Source organism: Maribacter vaceletii (genome assembly GCF_003634105.1).
Lineage (GTDB): Bacteria > Bacteroidota > Bacteroidia > Flavobacteriales > Flavobacteriaceae > Maribacter_B > Maribacter_B vaceletii.
On record NZ_RBIQ01000010.1, the window covers coordinates 55,153 to 73,876 of the forward strand.

Below are 18,724 nucleotides of genomic sequence, written 5' to 3' on the forward strand. Positions count from 1 at the left end.
TTACATTAATCAAAAAAAAACAACAATCATGACAACCCTAGTAAAAATTACCATCGCAATTATTATAACGCTCTTCCTATCTTCCTGTGGGTTCGATATTAATCTTGGAGACATGGGCTCTGGTATTAAAGGAAATAACATTATAGTAGATGAAAACAGAAACGTTAATGAAGACTTTACTATAGTATCTGTATCAGAAGGCATACAAGTATATGTAACACAAGCCGAGGGCTATAAAATATCTGTAAAAGGAGACGAAAATATTATTGACCTTATTGGTACAGATGTTAAAAACGGAAAACTGCATATTCATGCTATTAAAAATATTGGTAGAGCAACTAAAAAAGTTTTTGTTTCCTTACCTAATATTGATGGCCTAAAAAGTTCTAGCGGTTCTCATTTGGTAACAGAAAATACTATTAAGAGTAATAATTTAGAAATTGATGCCAGTAGCGGTTCTATTTTAAATGCAGAAATTTCTTGTAATGATTTAGAGGTAGATGCTAGTAGTGGTGCTAATATTTCTATCTCTGGCAAAGCAAAAAATTCTGATATAGATGGTAGTAGTGGTGCCAACATAAAAGCTAAAGACCTTGCTACAGCAATTTGTTCTGCAGAGGCTAGTAGTGGCTCTAATATAAAAATTCATGTTTCCGAGTCTTTACATGCAGATGCTAGTAGTGGCGGTAATATTTCTTATTCAGGTGACGCCAGCGTTCAAAAAAAGAAGTCGGTTTCTGGTAGTGTACATAAATACTAAAAAATTAAATTAGCCCGTAGTTAACCAATAGTTAACTAAAAATCCGTTGAATTTCAGCGGATTTTCTTTGTTGTAGTAGGTACATAATTTCTATATTAGTATCATGCAAATACAATTAAAAAAATACACCCTTAGTTTAAAACATACGTTTAGCATTTCTAGAGAATCGCACGATTTTCAAGACTCTCTAGTTACTTGTTTGTCTTTAAATGGAGAAACAGGTTTTGGTGAAGCTACTGCAAACCCTTACTACAAAATTACTGTAGAAAGCATGATGCAAGAAATTAAAAAAATTGAAAAAGAAATAATCTCTTTTAATTTTACTACGCCAGAACTATTTTATCAATTTCTTGTAGATAAGGGACTTACTAATTTTGCAATTTGTGCTTTAGATTTAGCTGCACACGATTTATATGGCAAATTACAAGGAAAAACCCTGTATAGTTTATGGAATACAAATATTGAAAAATATCCTACAACCAACTACACTATAGGTATTGCAAGTATTGATGAAATGGTTGCTAAAATGAAAGAAAAGCCATGGCCTATTTATAAAATAAAGCTAGGAACAGATAAGGATGTTGCTATTGTTAAAGAGCTTAGAAAACATACAAATGCTATTTTTAGGATTGATGCTAATTGTGCCTGGAGTCCTGAAGAAACTATACATAATGCACCAATACTAAAAGATTTAGGGGTAGAGTTTTTAGAGCAGCCTTTAAAAGCTGATAATTGGGAAGGTATGGAAAAAGTAATGCATCATAGCATTTTACCCATTATTGCTGATGAAAGTTGTATCGTAGAATCTGATGTAGAAAAATGTGGTTTGCATTTTTCCGGAATAAATATAAAACTTACCAAATGTGGCGGGTTAACCCCTGCCCTACGTATGATTAAAAAAGGAAAAGAATTGGGCCTTAAAGTTATGGTTGGTTGTATGACAGAGTCTTCTGTTGGTATTTCAGCAATAGCACAGTTATTACCGCAGCTAGATTATGTAGATATGGATGGCGCCATGCTTTTAAAAGAAGATATAGCTCAAGGAGTACAAATAACAGATAATGGCTCTGTAGTATTTTCTAATCTAAATGGAAGCGGTATTACTCTTTTGTAATGGAACATTATATAGACAGTTATCCAGGAAGAGAAATTAGTATTGATAGCGTTTCTCATTTATATTTTGGTGGCACCTCTTACCTAGGATTGCAAACTAATAAGGATTTTCAGGAAATTTTTATTTCTAACGTAAAAAAGTATGGCACTAACTATGGAGCTTCCAGAAAATCTAATGTGCGTTTTTCAGTATATGATGAAACCGAAAAGTATTTAGCTACTACTGTAGATTCCGAAGCCTGTATTACAATGTCATCCGGGTATTTAGCAGGGCAGCTAGTAGCCGATTATTATAATTCACCTAAGCACAAACTGTTTTATACCCCAAACACACATTGCGCTGTAAAACAAAACAATACAGCCACCTACAAAAGCTACGGACAACTGCAACAGGATGTTTATGAGCATATACAAGATAACTCTAAAAAAACACCAGTTATTCTTTTAGACTCTATAGATTTTTCTGGTCATAACTACCCCAATTTTGAATCCTTAAAAAAGTTACCCATAAAAGAATGTATTTTAGTGGTTGACGATTCTCATGGCATTGGCATTCTTGGAGAAAATGGCGGCGGTGTTTTTCAATTTTTAAAAAAGCTAAAACCAAAAGAATTAATTGTTTGCTCTTCTTTAGGCAAAGGTTTTGCCATACAAGCAGGAGCTATTTTTGGAAATAAAAAAACAATTTTTAATTTAATAAATACTCCATTTTTTGGTGGCGCTAGTCCAGCAACACCTGCAAACATAGCTACGCTTAAAGACGCTAAAGCTATCTATGCAATAAGTAGAGAAAAATTACATGCAAATACTACGTATTTTACCTCTAAAATAAAAAGATTAAGCTATTTTAACTTTATGAAAGGTCACCCGTCCTTTACATTTACAAATGAAAAACTTACCAACTATTTAATGCAAAACAAAGTTATAGTTACAAATTTTAACTACCCAAATAAAAACTCTCCTTTAATGAGTAGAATAGTAATAAACGCTTTACACTTAAAAAACGATATAGACTTTTTAATAAAATGCTTATATAAATTTTCTGAAGAAAATTAAACTACCCTTTTATCTATTTAAAGAAAACTATTTTTTATTGTTATTATCTCAAAAAAATAACGTAACTTATTAGTAATTAACATCTTAAAAATAGATAACCATGAAAAAATTATTAGGATTGGTTTTCTTGATGCTTCTTTTGGTTTCTGTAACCAATTTTACATCATCAAAATCGCATGTTAAACCTTCTATGGAAGGAACTTGGGAACTCGTAAATCGGTATCATTATGATGGGATAAACGTATCAGACACTCTTCTGAATATTAACGGATATAGACAGGTAAAAATTTACAGTAAAGGCAAAGTTATGTGGACAAGATACTCACCAGATGACCAGAATGAATGGTATGGGTATGGCACCTATAGCAAAACCGATACTAGTTTATCTGAAAAGTTAGAATACGGCTCTAAATCTATGATGAAAATTATAGATACTGTTCAAGTGTTTAAATTTGAATTGCATTTAGAAAAAAACTTCTTCAGTCAAATTACATTAGATGCGCAAGGGCATCCAACTTTTTCAGAAAATTATAAACGTATAGACTAAAAAATTAACAAAAAAGCCAGCATTAAAAATGCTGGCTTTTACTATATTGAAAAAGAACCTAAGCTACTTCTTCTGGTGTCTCTATAGCTGCTAAATAGCGTTCTGCATCTAAGGCTGCCATACAACCAGTACCTGCTGCTGTTACAGCCTGTCTATAATCTTTATCTTGTGCATCTCCACAAGCAAAAACTCCTGGTAAATTAGTTTTAGTTGTTTTTCCTTCTGTTAGTAAATACCCAGTTTCATCCATATCTAATTGCCCTTTAAATATGTCTGTATTTGGCTTATGACCAATTGCAATAAACAACCCAGTAATAGCAATATCTTCTTTTTCTTGAGTTTGGTTATTTACCATACGTAAACCTTCTACTACTTGGTCTCCCAATACCTCATCAACTTCCGTATTGTATTTAATTTCAATATTTGGAATACTCTCTACACGGTGCTGCATGGCTTTAGAAGCACGCATATAGTCCTTGCGTACTAACATAGTAACTTTATTACAAATATTAGATAAGTAAGAAGCTTCTTCTGCCGCAGTATCTCCTGCACCAACTATAGCAACATCTTGTTTTTTATAAAAGAAACCGTCACAAACCGCACAAGCAGATACTCCGCCTCCACGTAATTTTTGCTCACTAGGTAAGCCTAAATATTTTGCTGTTGCTCCTGTAGAAATAATAATAGTTTCTGCTTCTATAACTTTATCGTTATCTACAGTTACTTTATGTATTCCACCAACTTTATCACTTAATTCAGTTGCAGTTATCATCCCAATACGAACTTCTGTACCAAAACGCTCTGCTTGTTGCTGTAATTGCACCATCATTGTTGGGCCATCAATACCTTCTGGATATCCCGGAAAATTATCCACTTCTGTAGTAGTAGTTAATTGCCCGCCTGGTTCCATACCTGTATAAAGTACAGGTTTTAAATCTGCTCTAGAAGCATAAATTGCAGCAGTATATCCTGCTGGTCCAGAACCTATGATTAATGTTTTTATTCTTTCTATACTATCAGACATAGTTTATAAATTTATTTGAGTTATACAAAAGTAGGTTTTTGGCTCTAATCCTTACAATTAAAGTATTAAAACTTTAGTAATAAGAATGTAAAACTATACCTCTACCTCAACTTTTAATCTTATTTAATATCTTTTACAGTTCTAAATCCTAAGTGTTCTAAAGAGGAATCTGGACTAGATCCCATTCTTGAAGAAACCCTATAGCTTGCGCAGTAAGAATCGCTACATAAAAAAGAACCACCTTTCATTACTTTTTCTTTTGCGTATGGATTGTTTTCTGTAAAGGGGTTACTTGCTCCTGTTGGGTTATACGTTACTTGATTTAATGCTCCCTGCTCTTTATAGTAATTTGTGTTATACCAATCTGTTGTCCATTCCCAAACATTACCAGCCATATCAAAAAGACCATTACTATTAGCAGGATAACTTTTTACTGGTGCTCTTCTTTCATAACCATCCATTTTTGTATTAACAACTGGAAACTCTCCTTCCCAAGTATTTGCTCTTTTATTTAAATCTGCAACATCATCTCCCCAGAAGTATATAGCCTCTAAATTTTCTCCTCTAGCCGCTAACTCCCACTCTGCTTCGGTTGGTAATCGGCTTCCATCCCAATTACAATAGGCAACGGCATCTTCATAGGAAACTTGTACAACAGGGTAATTACCTTTCCCTTTTATAGAACTCCCTGGGCCATTAGGATGTTTCCAACTAGCTCCAATTGTCCATCTCCACCATTGCGAAAAATCATATAAATTAGGTAGTGAACTTTTTGCTCTTTTAAATGTTAAAGAGCCTGGCTGTAAAATAGAATCATGAGGTTTTTGTGTGCCTTCTGGAAGTTGTTTTTTCATGTCTTCCCAATCTATTTCTCTTTCTGCAACAGTAATGTAACCTGTTTCTTTTACAAATTTTGCAAACTGGTCATTTGTAACTTCTGTTGTAGACATAAAAAAACCATCTACAGCAACTTTATGCGCAGGTTTTTCATGTTTCATAGCTATTTTATCTTGCGGTACTGCTCCTTGTAAAAATTCTGCTCCGCTAATCCAAACCATTCCTTCTGGTATAGAAGTTCCTTTTGGCATTTTTGTTCTAATAGAATCTGGTAGCACTACTTTATCTTCTTTTAAAGCTATAATTTCTTCCTTATTCGTTTTATCTGCTTTTTTAGGGTCTACATTTTTACATTGCACACAGAGCGTTATTACTGCTAGACTTAAAACAACTATCTTCTTGTTAATCATTTTCATTAAATTATATCTTCAAATTTAATTCTATTATTTTATTTTTTACTCGATAATCGAGATTTATATGCTCCGAGGCTTGCCTCGAAATGAAAATTAGTTTCCCAAGAAATGCCTCGTAGGCCTGCCCAGATGAGGTTTACTGTTATTAAACACCAGAGATGTTAAAATTCAGAATTTTTTCTAATCAAAAAAGCCTTCTATCCTAAGATAGAAGGCTTTAAAATAAAATTTAACCGGAATTAATTTCCTTTTTTATAATCTTCTAAAAATTTAGCTAATCCACTATCTGTAAGTGGGTGCTTTAATAATCCTTTTATAGAACTTAAAGGCCCTGTCATAACATCGGAACCAATTTTAGCACAATCTAATACGTGCATTGTATGGCGTACAGATGCTGCTAATATTTGTGTATCAAAACCATAATTATCATATATAAGACGAATATCTGCAATAAGACCTAAACCATCTGTAGAAATATCATCTAAACGACCAATAAAAGGAGATACATATGTTGCGCCTGCTTTAGCTGCTAATAATGCTTGTCCTGCAGAGAAAACTAAAGTAACATTAGTTCTTATTCCTTTATCAGAAAAATACTTACATGCTTTTACACCATCAGCAATCATTGGTAATTTTACAACAATTTGAGGGTTAAGAGCTGCTAAAGCTTCTCCTTCTTTAACCATTCCGTCAAAATCTGTAGAAATTACCTCAGCACTTACATCACCATCTACTAACTCACATATTTTCTTATAATGTGCCAAAATGTTATCTGCACCGGTAATTCCTTCTTTAGCCATTAAAGAAGGGTTTGTAGTAACACCGTCTAAAACACCTAAATCTTGTGCTTCTTTAATATCTGCTAAATTAGCTGTATCTATAAAAAATTTCATAATTCTTTTTTTTTCGTATTAATTTAAAAAATTTACTACTTCTTGATATACTTTCTCTCCTGTAAATCCGAATTTATCGTCTAGTACTTTTGCTGGTGCTGAGTATCCAAAATGGTCTAAACCAAATACTTTTCCATTAGGTCCTGCTAAACCTTCTAAGTTTACTGGAAGACCCGCAGTAAGACCAAAAATTGGTTTGTTAGCAGGAATTATACTTTCTTGATATTCCTCATCTTGTTGTCTAAAAATACCTTCTGAAGGAATGGAAGCTATACTAACTTTTAACCCTTCTTTTTCTTCTAATAAAACAGCCGCTTCTAGTAAAGTTGCAACTTCAGAACCGTTAGCGATTAAAACTACATCTGCATTTGCAGTTTCTTTTACTAAGTACCCTCCTTTTTCGGCACCTAAAGCTTCGTTATATCTAGAATTCCCCTGAGGTGTAATATCTTTAATTCCTTGTCTAGAAAGAATTAAACCTGTTGGTGTTTTTGTGTTTTCTATTGCCATTTTCCAAGCAACACTAGTTTCTTGAGAATCCGCAGGACGTAATGCAACAAAACTTTGTTCGTGGCTATGGTTCTTTAATTTCTCTAATAAACGTATTTGAGCTTCTTGCTCTACTGGCTGGTGTGTTGGCCCATCTTCCCCTACTCTAAAAGCATCATGTGTCCAAACAAACTTCACAGGTAATTCTTGAATACAGCTTAAACGTATTGCTGGTTTCATATAATCCGAGAATACAAAGAATGTTGCAACTACAGGAATAATACCGCCATGTAATGCTATACCATTGGCCATTGTTGCCATAGTTAACTCAGCAACACCTGCTTGTAAAAATGCTCCTGAAAAATCTCCTTTTTGTAATACAGATGATTTTTTTAAGAATCCGTCTGTTTTATCACTATTAGATAAATCTGCAGAAGAAACTATCATGTTTTCTACATTCTCTGCCATATATGCTAACACATTAGAAGATGCTGCTCTTGTTGCAAGACCATCTTTATGTGTAATAGATTCAAAATCTAATTTTGGCATTTCTCCAGATAAGAAGAAATCTAATTTTGTAGCAAGAGCCTCATTTTCTTTTCTCCAGTTTGCTATTACTTCTTTTTTAGAAGCTGCATCCTTTGTTTTAGATGCAACAATAGTTTTATAATACTCTTGTACATCTCCATAAATATCAAAAGGATTTTCTGGGTCTGCTTTTAAATTTAAAAGTGTCTTTGTATAATCTGCACCAGTAGCTCCAATTGGCTTTCCGTGTAACTCACAATGTCCTTCATACATGCTACCATCCTCTGTAACAGAACCTTTACCCATTATAGTTTTACCTATAATTAAAGTTGGTTTTTCTGTTTCTGCATTAGCATCTTTTAATGCTTTTCTTATTTGCTCATGATCATGCCCATCTATAGTAACTACTTTCCAACCCCAAGCTTCATATTTCATTGCTGTATCTTCAGAGGTAACCTCATCTGTCATAGAAGATAGTTGCACATCATTAGCATCATAAAACATAATAAAGTTATTTAACCCTAAATGTCCTGCTATTCTACCTGCTCCTTGCGAAATTTCTTCTTGTACACCACCATCAGATATAAAACCATAAATTTTATGATCCATCCAATTTCCAAAACGTGCTGCCAAAAATTTTGCTGCAACTGCAGCTCCAACTCCCATAGTATGTCCTTGTCCTAATGGTCCAGATGTATTTTCTATACCTCTTGCTACATCTACTTCAGGGTGTCCTGGAGTTACAGAACCCCATTGTCTAAAATTAGCAACATCTTCTTTCTTATAGTTTCCTAATAAATAGTATTGTGCATACATTAATGTAGATAAATGCCCAGCATCCATAAAAAAACGGTCTCTAAAAGGCCAAGACATATCGGTAGGGTCATAATTAAAAAACTCTGCGTACAAAATGTGCATAAAGTCTGCTCCTCCCATTGGTCCACCTGGGTGACCTGATTGCGCTTTCTCAACCATAGCAATTGCCAATGCTCTAATATTGTCTGCCGATAACTGATCTAATTCTTTGTTCATTTCCTCTTTTAAGATTAATTTTTATAGATACTAAATACTAATTTCCGCAAATATACCTGATTTGAAGTTCTTTAAAAATAAAAATAAGCACGGAATTAACTTAATTAACGAAAATTATAGATTGTAATTAAAAACCTAACTTTTTACTCGATAATCGAGATTTATATACTCAGAGGCTTATCCTTAATTTTAAAGGTTATCTATATGGTTTTCTACGCAATTTTTTACTAAAAAATCTTAAGAATTAATCTACTAAAAATTTAAAGCCTGCAGAAATTATACTAGCCTTTAAACCAGAGTCTCTTTGGTAGTTATTATACTTTAAATCGATACTTTTTAAACCAAATCTCCATACCTGAAAATTGGTAAAAATATCGGTATAGGTTACCCCTATTCCATATTGATTTGCAGTATACTTAGACAAGTCATAATCTGATGTATAAAACGCACTGGTAGACAGGTGTTCATTATATGGAGCAAAATAATTTGCCGCTGTTTGATTGTAAAATCTGTAGAATGGGTAAACCGTAAATTTATCTGATATTTTTATAGGAATTTCTATGCTCGCCGTATGGGAATCAATTCCCCAATCATCAGAATAAAACCGATAATAAGTTCTTACTATAAAAGCTTCATTAATATAATAATGCAACCTCCCACCAATGGCTATTTTAAATCTTGAATCTGGTAACTGTTCTATAGCATCTGCCAAATGAAAATTATCTATAAATGAATCTGACACATCGCTAAAATATACTCTCTGGAACGGTGTAGACAATAGTCCTTCTTGCTGTACAAAATCTACCAATAAAGAGCCTTGTAACTTTTTTGAAAGTATCTGTGAAAAACCAAAACCTACTGCATAAGAGTTTCTTTTTTCATCCTTAAAAGGAGTAAATATTGGATTGTAATTGGTATTTCCTGTAATAGTATTGTTTAAAAAAAGTCCGTTAGCAATACCATTCCCATTAGAAGTAAAAGGTCTAAGTTCTACTGGATAAATAGCGCTCCAACTATCTAGATATACATTAGCATTTACACTAACTTCAGTGTTTTTTTGATTAAATAATTTAGTATATCCTCCTCCAAAACCAAGAGAAAAATAATCGAACTCTTTAGATACCGATATTTTTGCAGAAACAATATCATTTCTACTATCAGAACTATGCGAATAACCACCTGTTAAATTTACCCAACCATCTGCGCTAGATGCCCCAGAACTTGCAACAAAAGGGTCTGCAGGCGCACCACCATCAAAAGGGTCTACATTACTAGAAGATGCAGAGGTATATGCAGATATTCCTGCATCAATTGTAAGCACGTCATCATCATTTAAAGGTATTGAGATTATAAACGCTCCCGTTACATCTGTTAATTCCTCGGTTCCTAATCCTCCACTTACAGCTGCATTATCTCCGTCTTGTGTATAATAACTGGTTAAAAAATCTATTTCAGAAGTTTCTAAAACTCGTTTTTTATAAACTTGTGTAGAGTCTTTACGTTGTGTTTGCGACCATCCAAAAACACCTATAAAAAGAGATAACACTACAATTACACTATTTCTTTTGTTCATTATTACACTATCTTTTCCTCTATTAATTACAACCACAACCACCACCTGTTTTTCCTCCATTTGCACCTACTGCTGCTTCTCTATAAGAATGAAAGGTGCTAATATTACGATCCGATTTTTTATCGGACAAAATCATATCTGGATCATTTAAATTTACCTTGTCATACTCTTTTACAGCAACACAAGAAGTGCTACAAATAAGAAGACCTAATGCAAATACAAAACCTTTTATCATAATGTATTTATTTTTATATTTTTAGATGTGCTAACTTTTCCTATATCGTCTACAATTACACATTCTATATTTGGTAATTGATTTATTCTATTTAGTCCTACTTCTTTACCCATTACAAAAACAGAAGTTGCCAATGCATCTGCAAGTTCTGCTTTTGGAGCAAAAACGGTAACACTAATAATTCCGCTAGACGGGTACCCTGTTCGTGGGTCTATTATATGAGAATATCTTTTGCCATTAAGCATTACAAATTTCTCATAGTTACCAGAAGTAACAACTGCCCCATTAGTAATAGGTAATAATGCAAAGGCTTTATTCTTATTCATAGGGTTTGTAATGGCCACCTTCCACTCTTCTCCGTTAGGTTGCTTTCCCCATGTATTCATATCTCCAGATGCATTAATTATACCCGAAGCAACTCCTTTTTTTACAAGTAATGCTTTGGCTTTATCTGCGGCATAGCCTTTTCCTATAGCGCCAAAGCCAATTTTTATTCCTTCTTGCTTTAGATAAACTGTACTTTTTTCTTTATTTAAAATAATGTTTTTATATCCTACTTTAGCTACGGATTGTTTTATTTGTTTAGTATTTGGCATTTGTGTCATACTACCATTAAACTGCCAAATTTTATCCATAGAAGCATAAGAAATATCAAAAGCACCATCGGTTAACTTGCTAATACTAATAGACCTCTCTATTAAATCATAAAGCTCTTTACTAACTTTTACTGGTGCTATCCCAGCATTTTTATTAACTAAAGTAGTTTCTGAGTTTTTATCCCAAGAAGAAATAAGCTTTTCTATTCTTGTTATTTCACTAACTGCTAGTGTAATATAAGAACTAGCTTTAATAGAATCTTTAGCTACTACCGTAATATCAAAACGGCTCCCCATAAGCTTCATTGTTTGCTTATAAGCTTGCTGACCGTTTACTAAGACACAACTAAAAAGGATTAAAAATATAAGTGTTTTTTTTTTCAAAATTACCCTTTAAAGGATTCTAACAATTTAATATATGCTGCAGGAGTTACCTTTTTATAACTGGTTTGCCCTAAAACATTACCATCTTTATCTAATACTACCACAAAAGGAAAATATCCTTTAGAATTATACTGCTCTGCTAGTGCTTTATTTTTTTCAGCCTGTTCCTCAGATAAACTATTTTTTTTCTTTTTAGGAAAATCGGCCTGTAGCATCACAAAATTTTCTTTTGCATAGTTTTTAAACTCTTCTGTACTCCAAATTTCTTTATCTAACTTAATACATGGCGCACACCAATCCGAACCCTGAAAAACTAATACAATAGGAATATTATTTTTAGAAGAAAGCTCCTTTGCTTGTGTAAAATCTGTTTGCCATTCTTGAGAAAATAACATACTAGTAGCGCTTACTATAAAAAATACAACCAAAATTATCTTTCCCATATATGCATCTTTTAACTTTAGATAATCAAAATTTAAACCAAAATTGCCTATTTACAATTTAAAGTTACTGTTTTTTTATCGCCTAGTAATTACAAATATTACACAAACAAAAAACCACCCTAAAAATAGAGTGGTTTTTAATACTTTTTTCTTTGGGTATTAAATACCTAAAATTTTAGCATCTACAAAGAACACAGTTTCTACATCAATATGATAGTCTTCTGTAATAACTTTATCGGTAACCGTTTCTAGTTTTAAACTAAACACATCTTTCTTTATATATTCTTTTATATCTATATCAAAAGTTTCTAAATCTATAGTATTACCTACCGTATCTGGAACTTCGGTTATAGATGCAATTTTAACATCTTCCAAACCTTCAGCAGAAATAAACACTTCTAAAGATTCTAAAAAAGTAAAATCGCCATCGTCTGGTGTAGTAATAATTAACTTTAAATTCTTTAATCGTATATCTTCAATTAAATCTTTACGCGTGTCATTTATTTCAAATTCAGATTCTGAATTTGTTTCTACATCTGGAGACTGTACACTAAATGGTAAGTTTACATTTACTGCAGACTCTATAACCACACTGGTATCAAACTCCATATCAAATTTTGTAAGATCATCTAGCTTATCGCAACTAGTAAAGGCTATTAAAGCACAGAATAAGAAAACTATTTTTTTCATTTTTTAAGGGGATTTATTAGTATTTACAACAACGTAACTACTTAAATTATATTGCTTCTATTATTTGTAGAACGTAAACAAGACAACACTTTTTTTCTTAGGTTTTATTTCTTTTTCTATTTAACATTTTTTTAACATTTAAAACCAAACCCTCCAAATTTAACTTCGTAGGTAAGGGTGAATTAATAATCTTTTAAAAACGTAATAATGAAAAAAACAAAACTTTTTGCAGGTCTGGGAGCACTAGCCTTAATTGGCGGTGTATTAATCGCAGCGGATCACATTGATGCGCCTTCTACTATGGGAACAACAGCAGATATTGCTGATTTTTATGGATTTGAACCAAGTACAGGTTCTGACAATACCGTATTTGTGGTAGACTTACAATCTAATGTATTACCAGATTTAGCATACGGAACATTTGACGAAAGTATTTTAACCGAAATTAATATTGATACTAATAACGATTTAGTAGAAGATATGGTAATACAAGCCATTCCTAGAGATGGTAAAATGTACTTTTTTGGGCCAGCAGCACCTTCTACAACTGGTGTAAGCGGAACTATTCTTGTAGATTCTCCTTTAGGGTCTGTAGCTATTTCGGAAACCGATGCAATTACAGAAACCACAGCTAGTGGTGTTAAACTTTTTGCTGGACCTAGACAAGATGCTTTTTTCTTTGACTTTTTCCAGTTTAATGCTGTTATAGGTGGTATGGCTCCAGGTGGTTTTAAGACTGCGGACGAAGCACAAGATACTTTCGATGGTGCTAACACAATGTCTATTGTTGTAGAAGTACCAAATAGCCTATTGGGAGCTACAACAGGGCAAAATGCTTTAGGTCTTAGTGTTTACAAAACGTGGGTAACTACAAACAAAAAACAATAATAATTTTTATTAAAAACATATAACATGAAAAAGAGTATCTATTATTTTACAATGCTTTTATCTGCTACTACTCTATTTGTAGCATGTAATAACGATGACGATTCTACAATGCCTAAAGAAAAGGAGATGATGCCAGATTTTACTGGAACCTATACCCAAGTAGATTTTATGGGAAGGCCTGGCATTAATACTGTTTTAAGTGCAGATGACGCTACAAAAGATGAACACAATTTAGCAATACCTTCGGAAATGGCTGCTACTTTTCAAGCGCGTTTTGAAGCTAGATTAGAACAATACCATGATGTTTATGCAGGTCTTTTAGGTGCAGACCCAGCAGATGTAAATTATGAAAATAATATTCTTGGTTTAGATGCACCTACATTAACTGGTTATTTAGCTGCTGATGTTTTAGAAATTGCTCCGGATTTACCAACAACATATTTTAACCCTGGTGAAGATGTAGATATGGATGGTAGTGTTTTAGTTCCAGATGGCGATGAAGTTGCTTTAACTGGTAGAACATTACAGGATGACATTATTGATGTTTCTCTAATTCTTTTATTTGGAGGAGAAACTGGAGACCGTTTTAGTGGTCAAGACACAGATGGCGATGGTACTGCAGATTTACCTAGACTTACTTCAGACGGTGTTTCTTTAACCGCAACACCATCAGATAGCTTTCCTTATTTAGGTGCTCCTGAATAAGTTTTTTTACACCTTGTAAAAAGAGTTTTTTGGGAGGGTAACTTTTATCCTCCCAATTAAATTATAATAACCAAAAAATATATTTCCATGAAACACATATCTCTACTATTCTTAATCTTAAGTATATACTCTTGTAATACAGAAAAAGAAAATAGTATTACAAATACAGAAGATTATAACCAATATTTACATTCTACTACAGTTAAAACAACTTCTAAGTATTTTGAATTATGGAACTCTAAAATACAACCAGACAGTATGCAATTACTTAGTTTTGGTATTGTAGGTAGTGAATATAATAGATATTTTAAAAATACTGGAGATATAAAATTCTTAAAAAAAGCAGAGCAATCTTTAAAAAAGGCTGTGAGTATTGCTGCTACAGGAAGAGCTGGCTATAATAGAGCACTTGCCAGAAACTACATATCACAACATAGATTTAAAGAAGCCTTGGTCCTTGCAAAAAAAGCCCTTGAAATTGGAAATGGAGTAGATGACACTTATAGTTTATTGTTTGATATTCACATGGAACTAGGTAATTATGAGGAAGCCAACAACTACCTAAAAAAAATTAAAAACTTTTCTAATTTTGGTTACCTAATTAGGTTAGCTAAATGGAATGACCATCTTGGTAATTTAGATATAACCATACAAATGATGGAAAAAGCTACTTCTATTGCAGTTGCTAAAAAAGACGAAAATTTAATCCTTTGGTCCTATACCAATCTGGCCGATTATTATGGCCATGCAGGAGAATTAAAAAAATCCTATAACCATTATCTAAAATCTTTAGAGTTAGACCCTAATAATGCCTATGCAAAGAAAGGAATTGCATGGATTGTTTTTTCTCACGAGAGAAACCCTAAAGAAGCTCTTAGAATATTAGATTCTGTAACACAAGATTATAAAGCTCCCGATTACTATATTCTAAAAAGTGAAATTGCAGAATATTTAGGAAACGAAAGAGAACATTTATACAACTTAGATGAATATTTTAGTAAAGTTACGAACCCAGATTATGGAGATATGTACAACACGTATACAATTAATCTTTATTTAGAAAATACCCAACAATATATAAAAGCTATTACCCTTGCCAAAAAAGAAGTAGAAAATAGACCCACGCCAGAATCTTACGGTTATTTAGCTTATAGTTATCTTAAAAATGGCGAAAATAAAAAAGCTTTGCAAATTGTAACAAACCATATAGAGAATAAAACTTTTGAACCAAATATACTACTACAAGCTGCTGAAGTTTATAAAAATTCTGGGCAAGAAAAAAAGGCATTAAAACTAAAACAAGAACTATTAGATGCTAGCTATGAGCTTGGCCCAGCAACTACTTTAAAAATTGAAATGCTTTAATTAATTTTGCCGTCTTTAAAATAAAAAACATCCCTCCTATTTTAAAATTTACCTATGAAATATATTTTTTTTATTCTATTCCTTTTCAGTTCGTTATATATATCTGCCCAAGAGTTTCAAGGGTATATAGAAACCAGTAATGGAACGCCTATTGAAGGTGCTTATATTTTTAATAAAAACTCTCAGAAACATGCACATAGTAATGAAAGTGGATACTTTTTAATAGAAAAAACAAACCTAGGAGATAGTTTGCAAATTGGGAGTTTAGGATACAAAAACAGTAATACAATTATTAAAAATACATCTAACAAAAGAAACACTTATGTATTAAATGAAGCTCCTTTTGAATTAAATGAGGTAGTTATAAGCCCTAAAATTGATGCTTTATCTGTTGTAACAAAAATAGATTTACAAACAAACCCCGTAGGTTCTTCTCAAGAAATATTGCAAAAGGTTCCTGGGTTAATTATTGGTCAACATGCTGGTGGTGGTAAAGCAGAACAATTATTCCTTAGAGGGTTTGATATTGACCACGGTACAGATATTTCTATAAATGTTGATAATATGCCCGTAAATATGGTATCTCATGCACATGGACAAGGGTATGCAGATTTACATTTTGTTATTCCAGAAACCATAGAAAAAATAGATTTTGGGAAAGGTCCTTATAATGCACAATATGGAAACTTTGCAACAGCTGGTTATGTAGGTTTTGCATCTAAAGAAGCTTTTACAAAAAACACCGTTAAATTTACTTATGGCGATTATGGTTATAAGAGAAATCTTGGATTATTTAACGTCCTAAACACTAAAAAAGAAAAAGCTTATATAGCAACAGAGTTAATAGGGTTTGATGGCCCTTTTGAAAGTTCTCAGAATTTTGAAAGATTTAATGTAATGGCTAAATATTCTTCTCGTTTAGACGCCAACAGTAAATTTTTTACAAGCGTTTCTCATTTTACTAGTTCATGGGATGCCTCTGGTCAAATACCTGAACGTGCTGTAAATAGTGGTTTAATAACAAGATTTGGTGCAATAGATGATACCGAAGGTGGTAAAACAAGTAGAACAAACCTTAATATTGGTTTACAAAAAAACATTGATAAAAACACCTTTTTTAAAGCAAATACATACTATAGTAACTACAACTTTTTGTTATTTTCTAATTTTACTTTTTTCTTAGACGACCCACAAAATGGAGACCAGATTAAACAAGAAGAATCTCGTAATTTATTTGGTTTAAACACCCAATTAAAAAAGAATCTTAACTGGGGAGAAGCTAATGTAAATTTAGAACTTGGTTCTGGTTTTAGAACAGATAATAGCACGGGTAATGAACTGTCTCATACTGCAAATAGAAAAACAACTTTAAATAACATACAGCTAGGAGATATTAAAGAAACTAATATTTTTGGTTACTTAAACGCCAACTTTACTTTAGGTAATTTCACTTTATCCCCTGCGTTAAGGTTAGATAATTTTAATTTTAAGTATGCTGATGCTCTTTCTGAGGTTTACGATAATAAATCGGTATCAAAAACAGCTTTTTCTCCAAAATTAAATTTGGTGTATCATCCAAATAAAAACACACAATACTATCTTAAATCTGGTATTGGTTTTCATTCTAATGACGCTCGTGTTAGCGTTGCTCAAAATGGACATAAAATACTTCCTAAAGCTTACGGTCTAGACCTTGGAACTATATTAAAGCCCACAAAAAACTTTTTTATAAATGCTGCCGCTTGGTACTTATATTCCGAACAAGAGTTTGTTTATGTAGGCGATGCTGGTATTGTAGAACCAAGCGGTGCATCTAAACGTTTAGGTATAGATTTTGGGGCTCGTTACCAATTTACAAATTGGTTGTTTTTTAATACAGACCTTACGTATACCGTAGCTCGCTCTGTTGATGAAAATAGTGGGGAAGATTATATTCCACTAGCTCCTGACTTTACTTTAGTTGGCGGATTAAATGTAACGAACTTAGGTAAGTTTTCTGGAGGTTTACAATATAAACACTTAAATAATAGACCTGCAAACGAGGATAATAGCATTGTTGCAGAAGGGTATACTGTATTTAATTTAAATGCAAATTACCAGTGGAGTTCTTTTATTAGTACAGGTATAACTATAGACAATGTTTTTGATGTAGAATGGAATGAAACGCAATTTGCTACTACTACTAGATTACAAAATGAAACTAACCCTGTAGAAGAAATTCATTTTACACCAGGCACACCTTTCTTTATAAAAGCGAATCTTACTTTTACTTTTTAAATTATAATGCTATAAAATTATTTAAATATAAAGTCCAGTCATAATTCTTATATATAATCTCTACTCCTTTAGTAGTGGGGATTATATTATTCTCTTTAAGAATTTTTTTTGCACCACTCTTTCCGCCAAAATCTCCTCTAAACCAACTAAAAAGAGAAGTTACAGTCACCGTATTTAATTCTTCATTATAACTAGACATGGATTTTAAAAAATGTTTAGTACCAGTATTTAACTGTTCATTTATACGTTCCGTAGTATAAATAGTTACAGGTGGGCAATCTTTAGCGCCACAATTTAATGCAAAATGAATACGGAAATCTCTTTTCTTTACTCTTAACTTTCTTTCTAACTTATCTGGAAACCACTTTCTTACATACCCCAAACCTAAAGGCCATTGCGATTTTCTTATAATACCATGCTCTATTTTTTCAAAAGACAAAATACTACCAGCTATGGGTATTTGCTCTTTTTTAAAAAAAGCACTTCTATCCTTATATAAATCTGGTTTTTCTGATAAAATAACTTGTATATACCCGTTATAAATATTTAGCCAAAAAGCTAATTTTTGCTCGTCTGTTAACAACCCTTTTTCTAAATCATCTAAACTTAGTTCTGCTAATTCTTTCCTTATCTCTTCCGTATTTCCTTTCTCTTTAACACAGTTAAGAAACTCTTCAGACAATTTATTATAATCTACCTTAACTATACCAGTATTTACTTTTGATGCTTCACTAGTATAAAAACAAAAGATTGTTAAAAAAAGGAGTAATAGTTTAGATTGTAGCTTATTCATAATTCACAAATTCTTAATATGAAAATATATCGTTTTTTAAGTCGAAAAAAGAAAACCCTTATTACAAACCTACGTATATATAA

The 18,724-nt window shown here is 32.4% G+C and carries 16 protein-coding genes and 1 pseudogene; 7 read left to right on the forward strand and 10 right to left on the reverse strand.

Translation table 11 applies throughout. The annotated features are described in order from the left end of the window. Window positions 1–28: 28 nt before the first annotated feature. The 4 genes from CLV91_RS13160 (at window position 29) to CLV91_RS13175 (ending at window position 3,476) form a co-directional block, all read left to right on the forward strand. On the forward strand, window positions 29–760 hold the full coding sequence (locus CLV91_RS13160) for a head GIN domain-containing protein (protein WP_121068693.1): 732 nt from the start codon (window positions 29–31) through the stop codon (window positions 758–760). Window positions 761–863: 103 nt separating this feature from the next. Then, window positions 864–1,874 carry a dipeptide epimerase gene (locus CLV91_RS13165; RefSeq protein ID WP_121068694.1) on the forward strand — a complete coding sequence of 337 codons (1,011 nt, stop codon included), beginning with the start codon at window positions 864–866 and terminating at the stop codon, window positions 1,872–1,874. Further along, a complete protein-coding gene (locus tag CLV91_RS13170; RefSeq protein WP_121068695.1) occupies window positions 1,874–2,929 on the forward strand; it encodes a pyridoxal phosphate-dependent aminotransferase family protein in 1,056 nt (351 codons plus the stop codon). Before CLV91_RS13165 ends, CLV91_RS13170 begins: the two co-directional genes overlap by 1 nt. A gap of 100 nt (window positions 2,930–3,029) precedes the next feature. Next, window positions 3,030–3,476 (forward strand): hypothetical protein, encoded by a 447-nt coding sequence (locus tag CLV91_RS13175; protein WP_121068696.1) that lies wholly within the window; start codon window positions 3,030–3,032, stop codon window positions 3,474–3,476. Between the two features lie 58 nt (window positions 3,477–3,534). Here the strand turns inward: CLV91_RS13175 and trxB are convergent, their stop codons facing one another. From trxB to CLV91_RS13220, 9 genes are all read right to left on the reverse strand, one after another. Continuing rightward, window positions 3,535–4,500: a thioredoxin-disulfide reductase gene (trxB, locus tag CLV91_RS13180; protein ID WP_121068697.1), complete on the reverse strand. Its 966-nt coding sequence runs from the start codon at window positions 4,498–4,500 to the stop codon at window positions 3,535–3,537. A gap of 119 nt (window positions 4,501–4,619) precedes the next feature. Continuing rightward, a complete protein-coding gene (locus CLV91_RS13185; RefSeq protein ID WP_317124779.1) occupies window positions 4,620–5,747 on the reverse strand; it encodes a formylglycine-generating enzyme family protein in 1,128 nt (375 codons plus the stop codon). Window positions 5,748–5,989: 242 nt separating this feature from the next. After that, window positions 5,990–6,643, reverse strand: a complete 654-nt coding sequence (gene fsa / locus CLV91_RS13190) for a fructose-6-phosphate aldolase (protein ID WP_121068699.1) — start codon at window positions 6,641–6,643, stop codon at window positions 5,990–5,992. A gap of 18 nt (window positions 6,644–6,661) precedes the next feature. Then, window positions 6,662–8,692, reverse strand: a complete 2,031-nt coding sequence (locus tag CLV91_RS13195; protein WP_121068700.1) for a transketolase family protein — start codon at window positions 8,690–8,692, stop codon at window positions 6,662–6,664. Between the two features lie 244 nt (window positions 8,693–8,936). Beyond that, on the reverse strand, window positions 8,937–10,265 hold the full coding sequence (locus tag CLV91_RS13200) for a DUF3570 domain-containing protein (protein WP_121068871.1): 1,329 nt from the start codon (window positions 10,263–10,265) through the stop codon (window positions 8,937–8,939). A 22-nt stretch (window positions 10,266–10,287) separates the two neighbouring features. After that, window positions 10,288–10,500: a DUF4266 domain-containing protein gene (locus CLV91_RS13205; RefSeq protein WP_121068701.1), complete on the reverse strand. Its 213-nt coding sequence runs from the start codon at window positions 10,498–10,500 to the stop codon at window positions 10,288–10,290. Continuing rightward, window positions 10,497–11,480 carry an FAD:protein FMN transferase gene (locus CLV91_RS13210; protein ID WP_394340495.1) on the reverse strand — a complete coding sequence of 328 codons (984 nt, stop codon included), beginning with the start codon at window positions 11,478–11,480 and terminating at the stop codon, window positions 10,497–10,499. The genes CLV91_RS13205 and CLV91_RS13210 overlap by 4 nt, the downstream gene beginning before the upstream one ends. A 2-nt stretch (window positions 11,481–11,482) precedes the next feature. Continuing rightward, entirely contained in the window at window positions 11,483–11,923 is a 441-nt protein-coding gene (locus tag CLV91_RS13215) for a thioredoxin family protein (protein WP_121068703.1), read from the reverse strand. A gap of 159 nt (window positions 11,924–12,082) precedes the next feature. Then, window positions 12,083–12,613 carry a hypothetical protein gene (locus tag CLV91_RS13220; protein ID WP_121068704.1) on the reverse strand — a complete coding sequence of 177 codons (531 nt, stop codon included), beginning with the start codon at window positions 12,611–12,613 and terminating at the stop codon, window positions 12,083–12,085. A gap of 207 nt (window positions 12,614–12,820) precedes the next feature. Between CLV91_RS13220 and CLV91_RS17000 the strand changes: the two are divergent. The 3 genes and pseudogenes from CLV91_RS17000 to CLV91_RS13240 all read left to right on the forward strand — a co-directional run bounded on the left by CLV91_RS17000 (window position 12,821) and on the right by CLV91_RS13240 (window position 17,848). Further along, window positions 12,821–14,206: pseudogene (locus CLV91_RS17000) on the forward strand (DUF4331 family protein). Between the two features lie 87 nt (window positions 14,207–14,293). Next, on the forward strand, window positions 14,294–15,571 hold the full coding sequence (locus CLV91_RS13235) for a tetratricopeptide repeat protein (RefSeq protein WP_121068707.1): 1,278 nt from the start codon (window positions 14,294–14,296) through the stop codon (window positions 15,569–15,571). A gap of 54 nt (window positions 15,572–15,625) precedes the next feature. Then, a complete protein-coding gene (locus CLV91_RS13240; protein WP_121068708.1) occupies window positions 15,626–17,848 on the forward strand; it encodes a TonB-dependent receptor in 2,223 nt (740 codons plus the stop codon). 1 nt (window position 17,849) lies between these two features. Here CLV91_RS13240 and CLV91_RS13245 read toward each other — a convergent pair whose 3' ends face one another. Next, window positions 17,850–18,641, reverse strand: a complete 792-nt coding sequence (locus CLV91_RS13245; RefSeq protein ID WP_121068709.1) for a DUF547 domain-containing protein — start codon at window positions 18,639–18,641, stop codon at window positions 17,850–17,852. Between the last annotated feature and the right edge of the window lie 83 nt (window positions 18,642–18,724).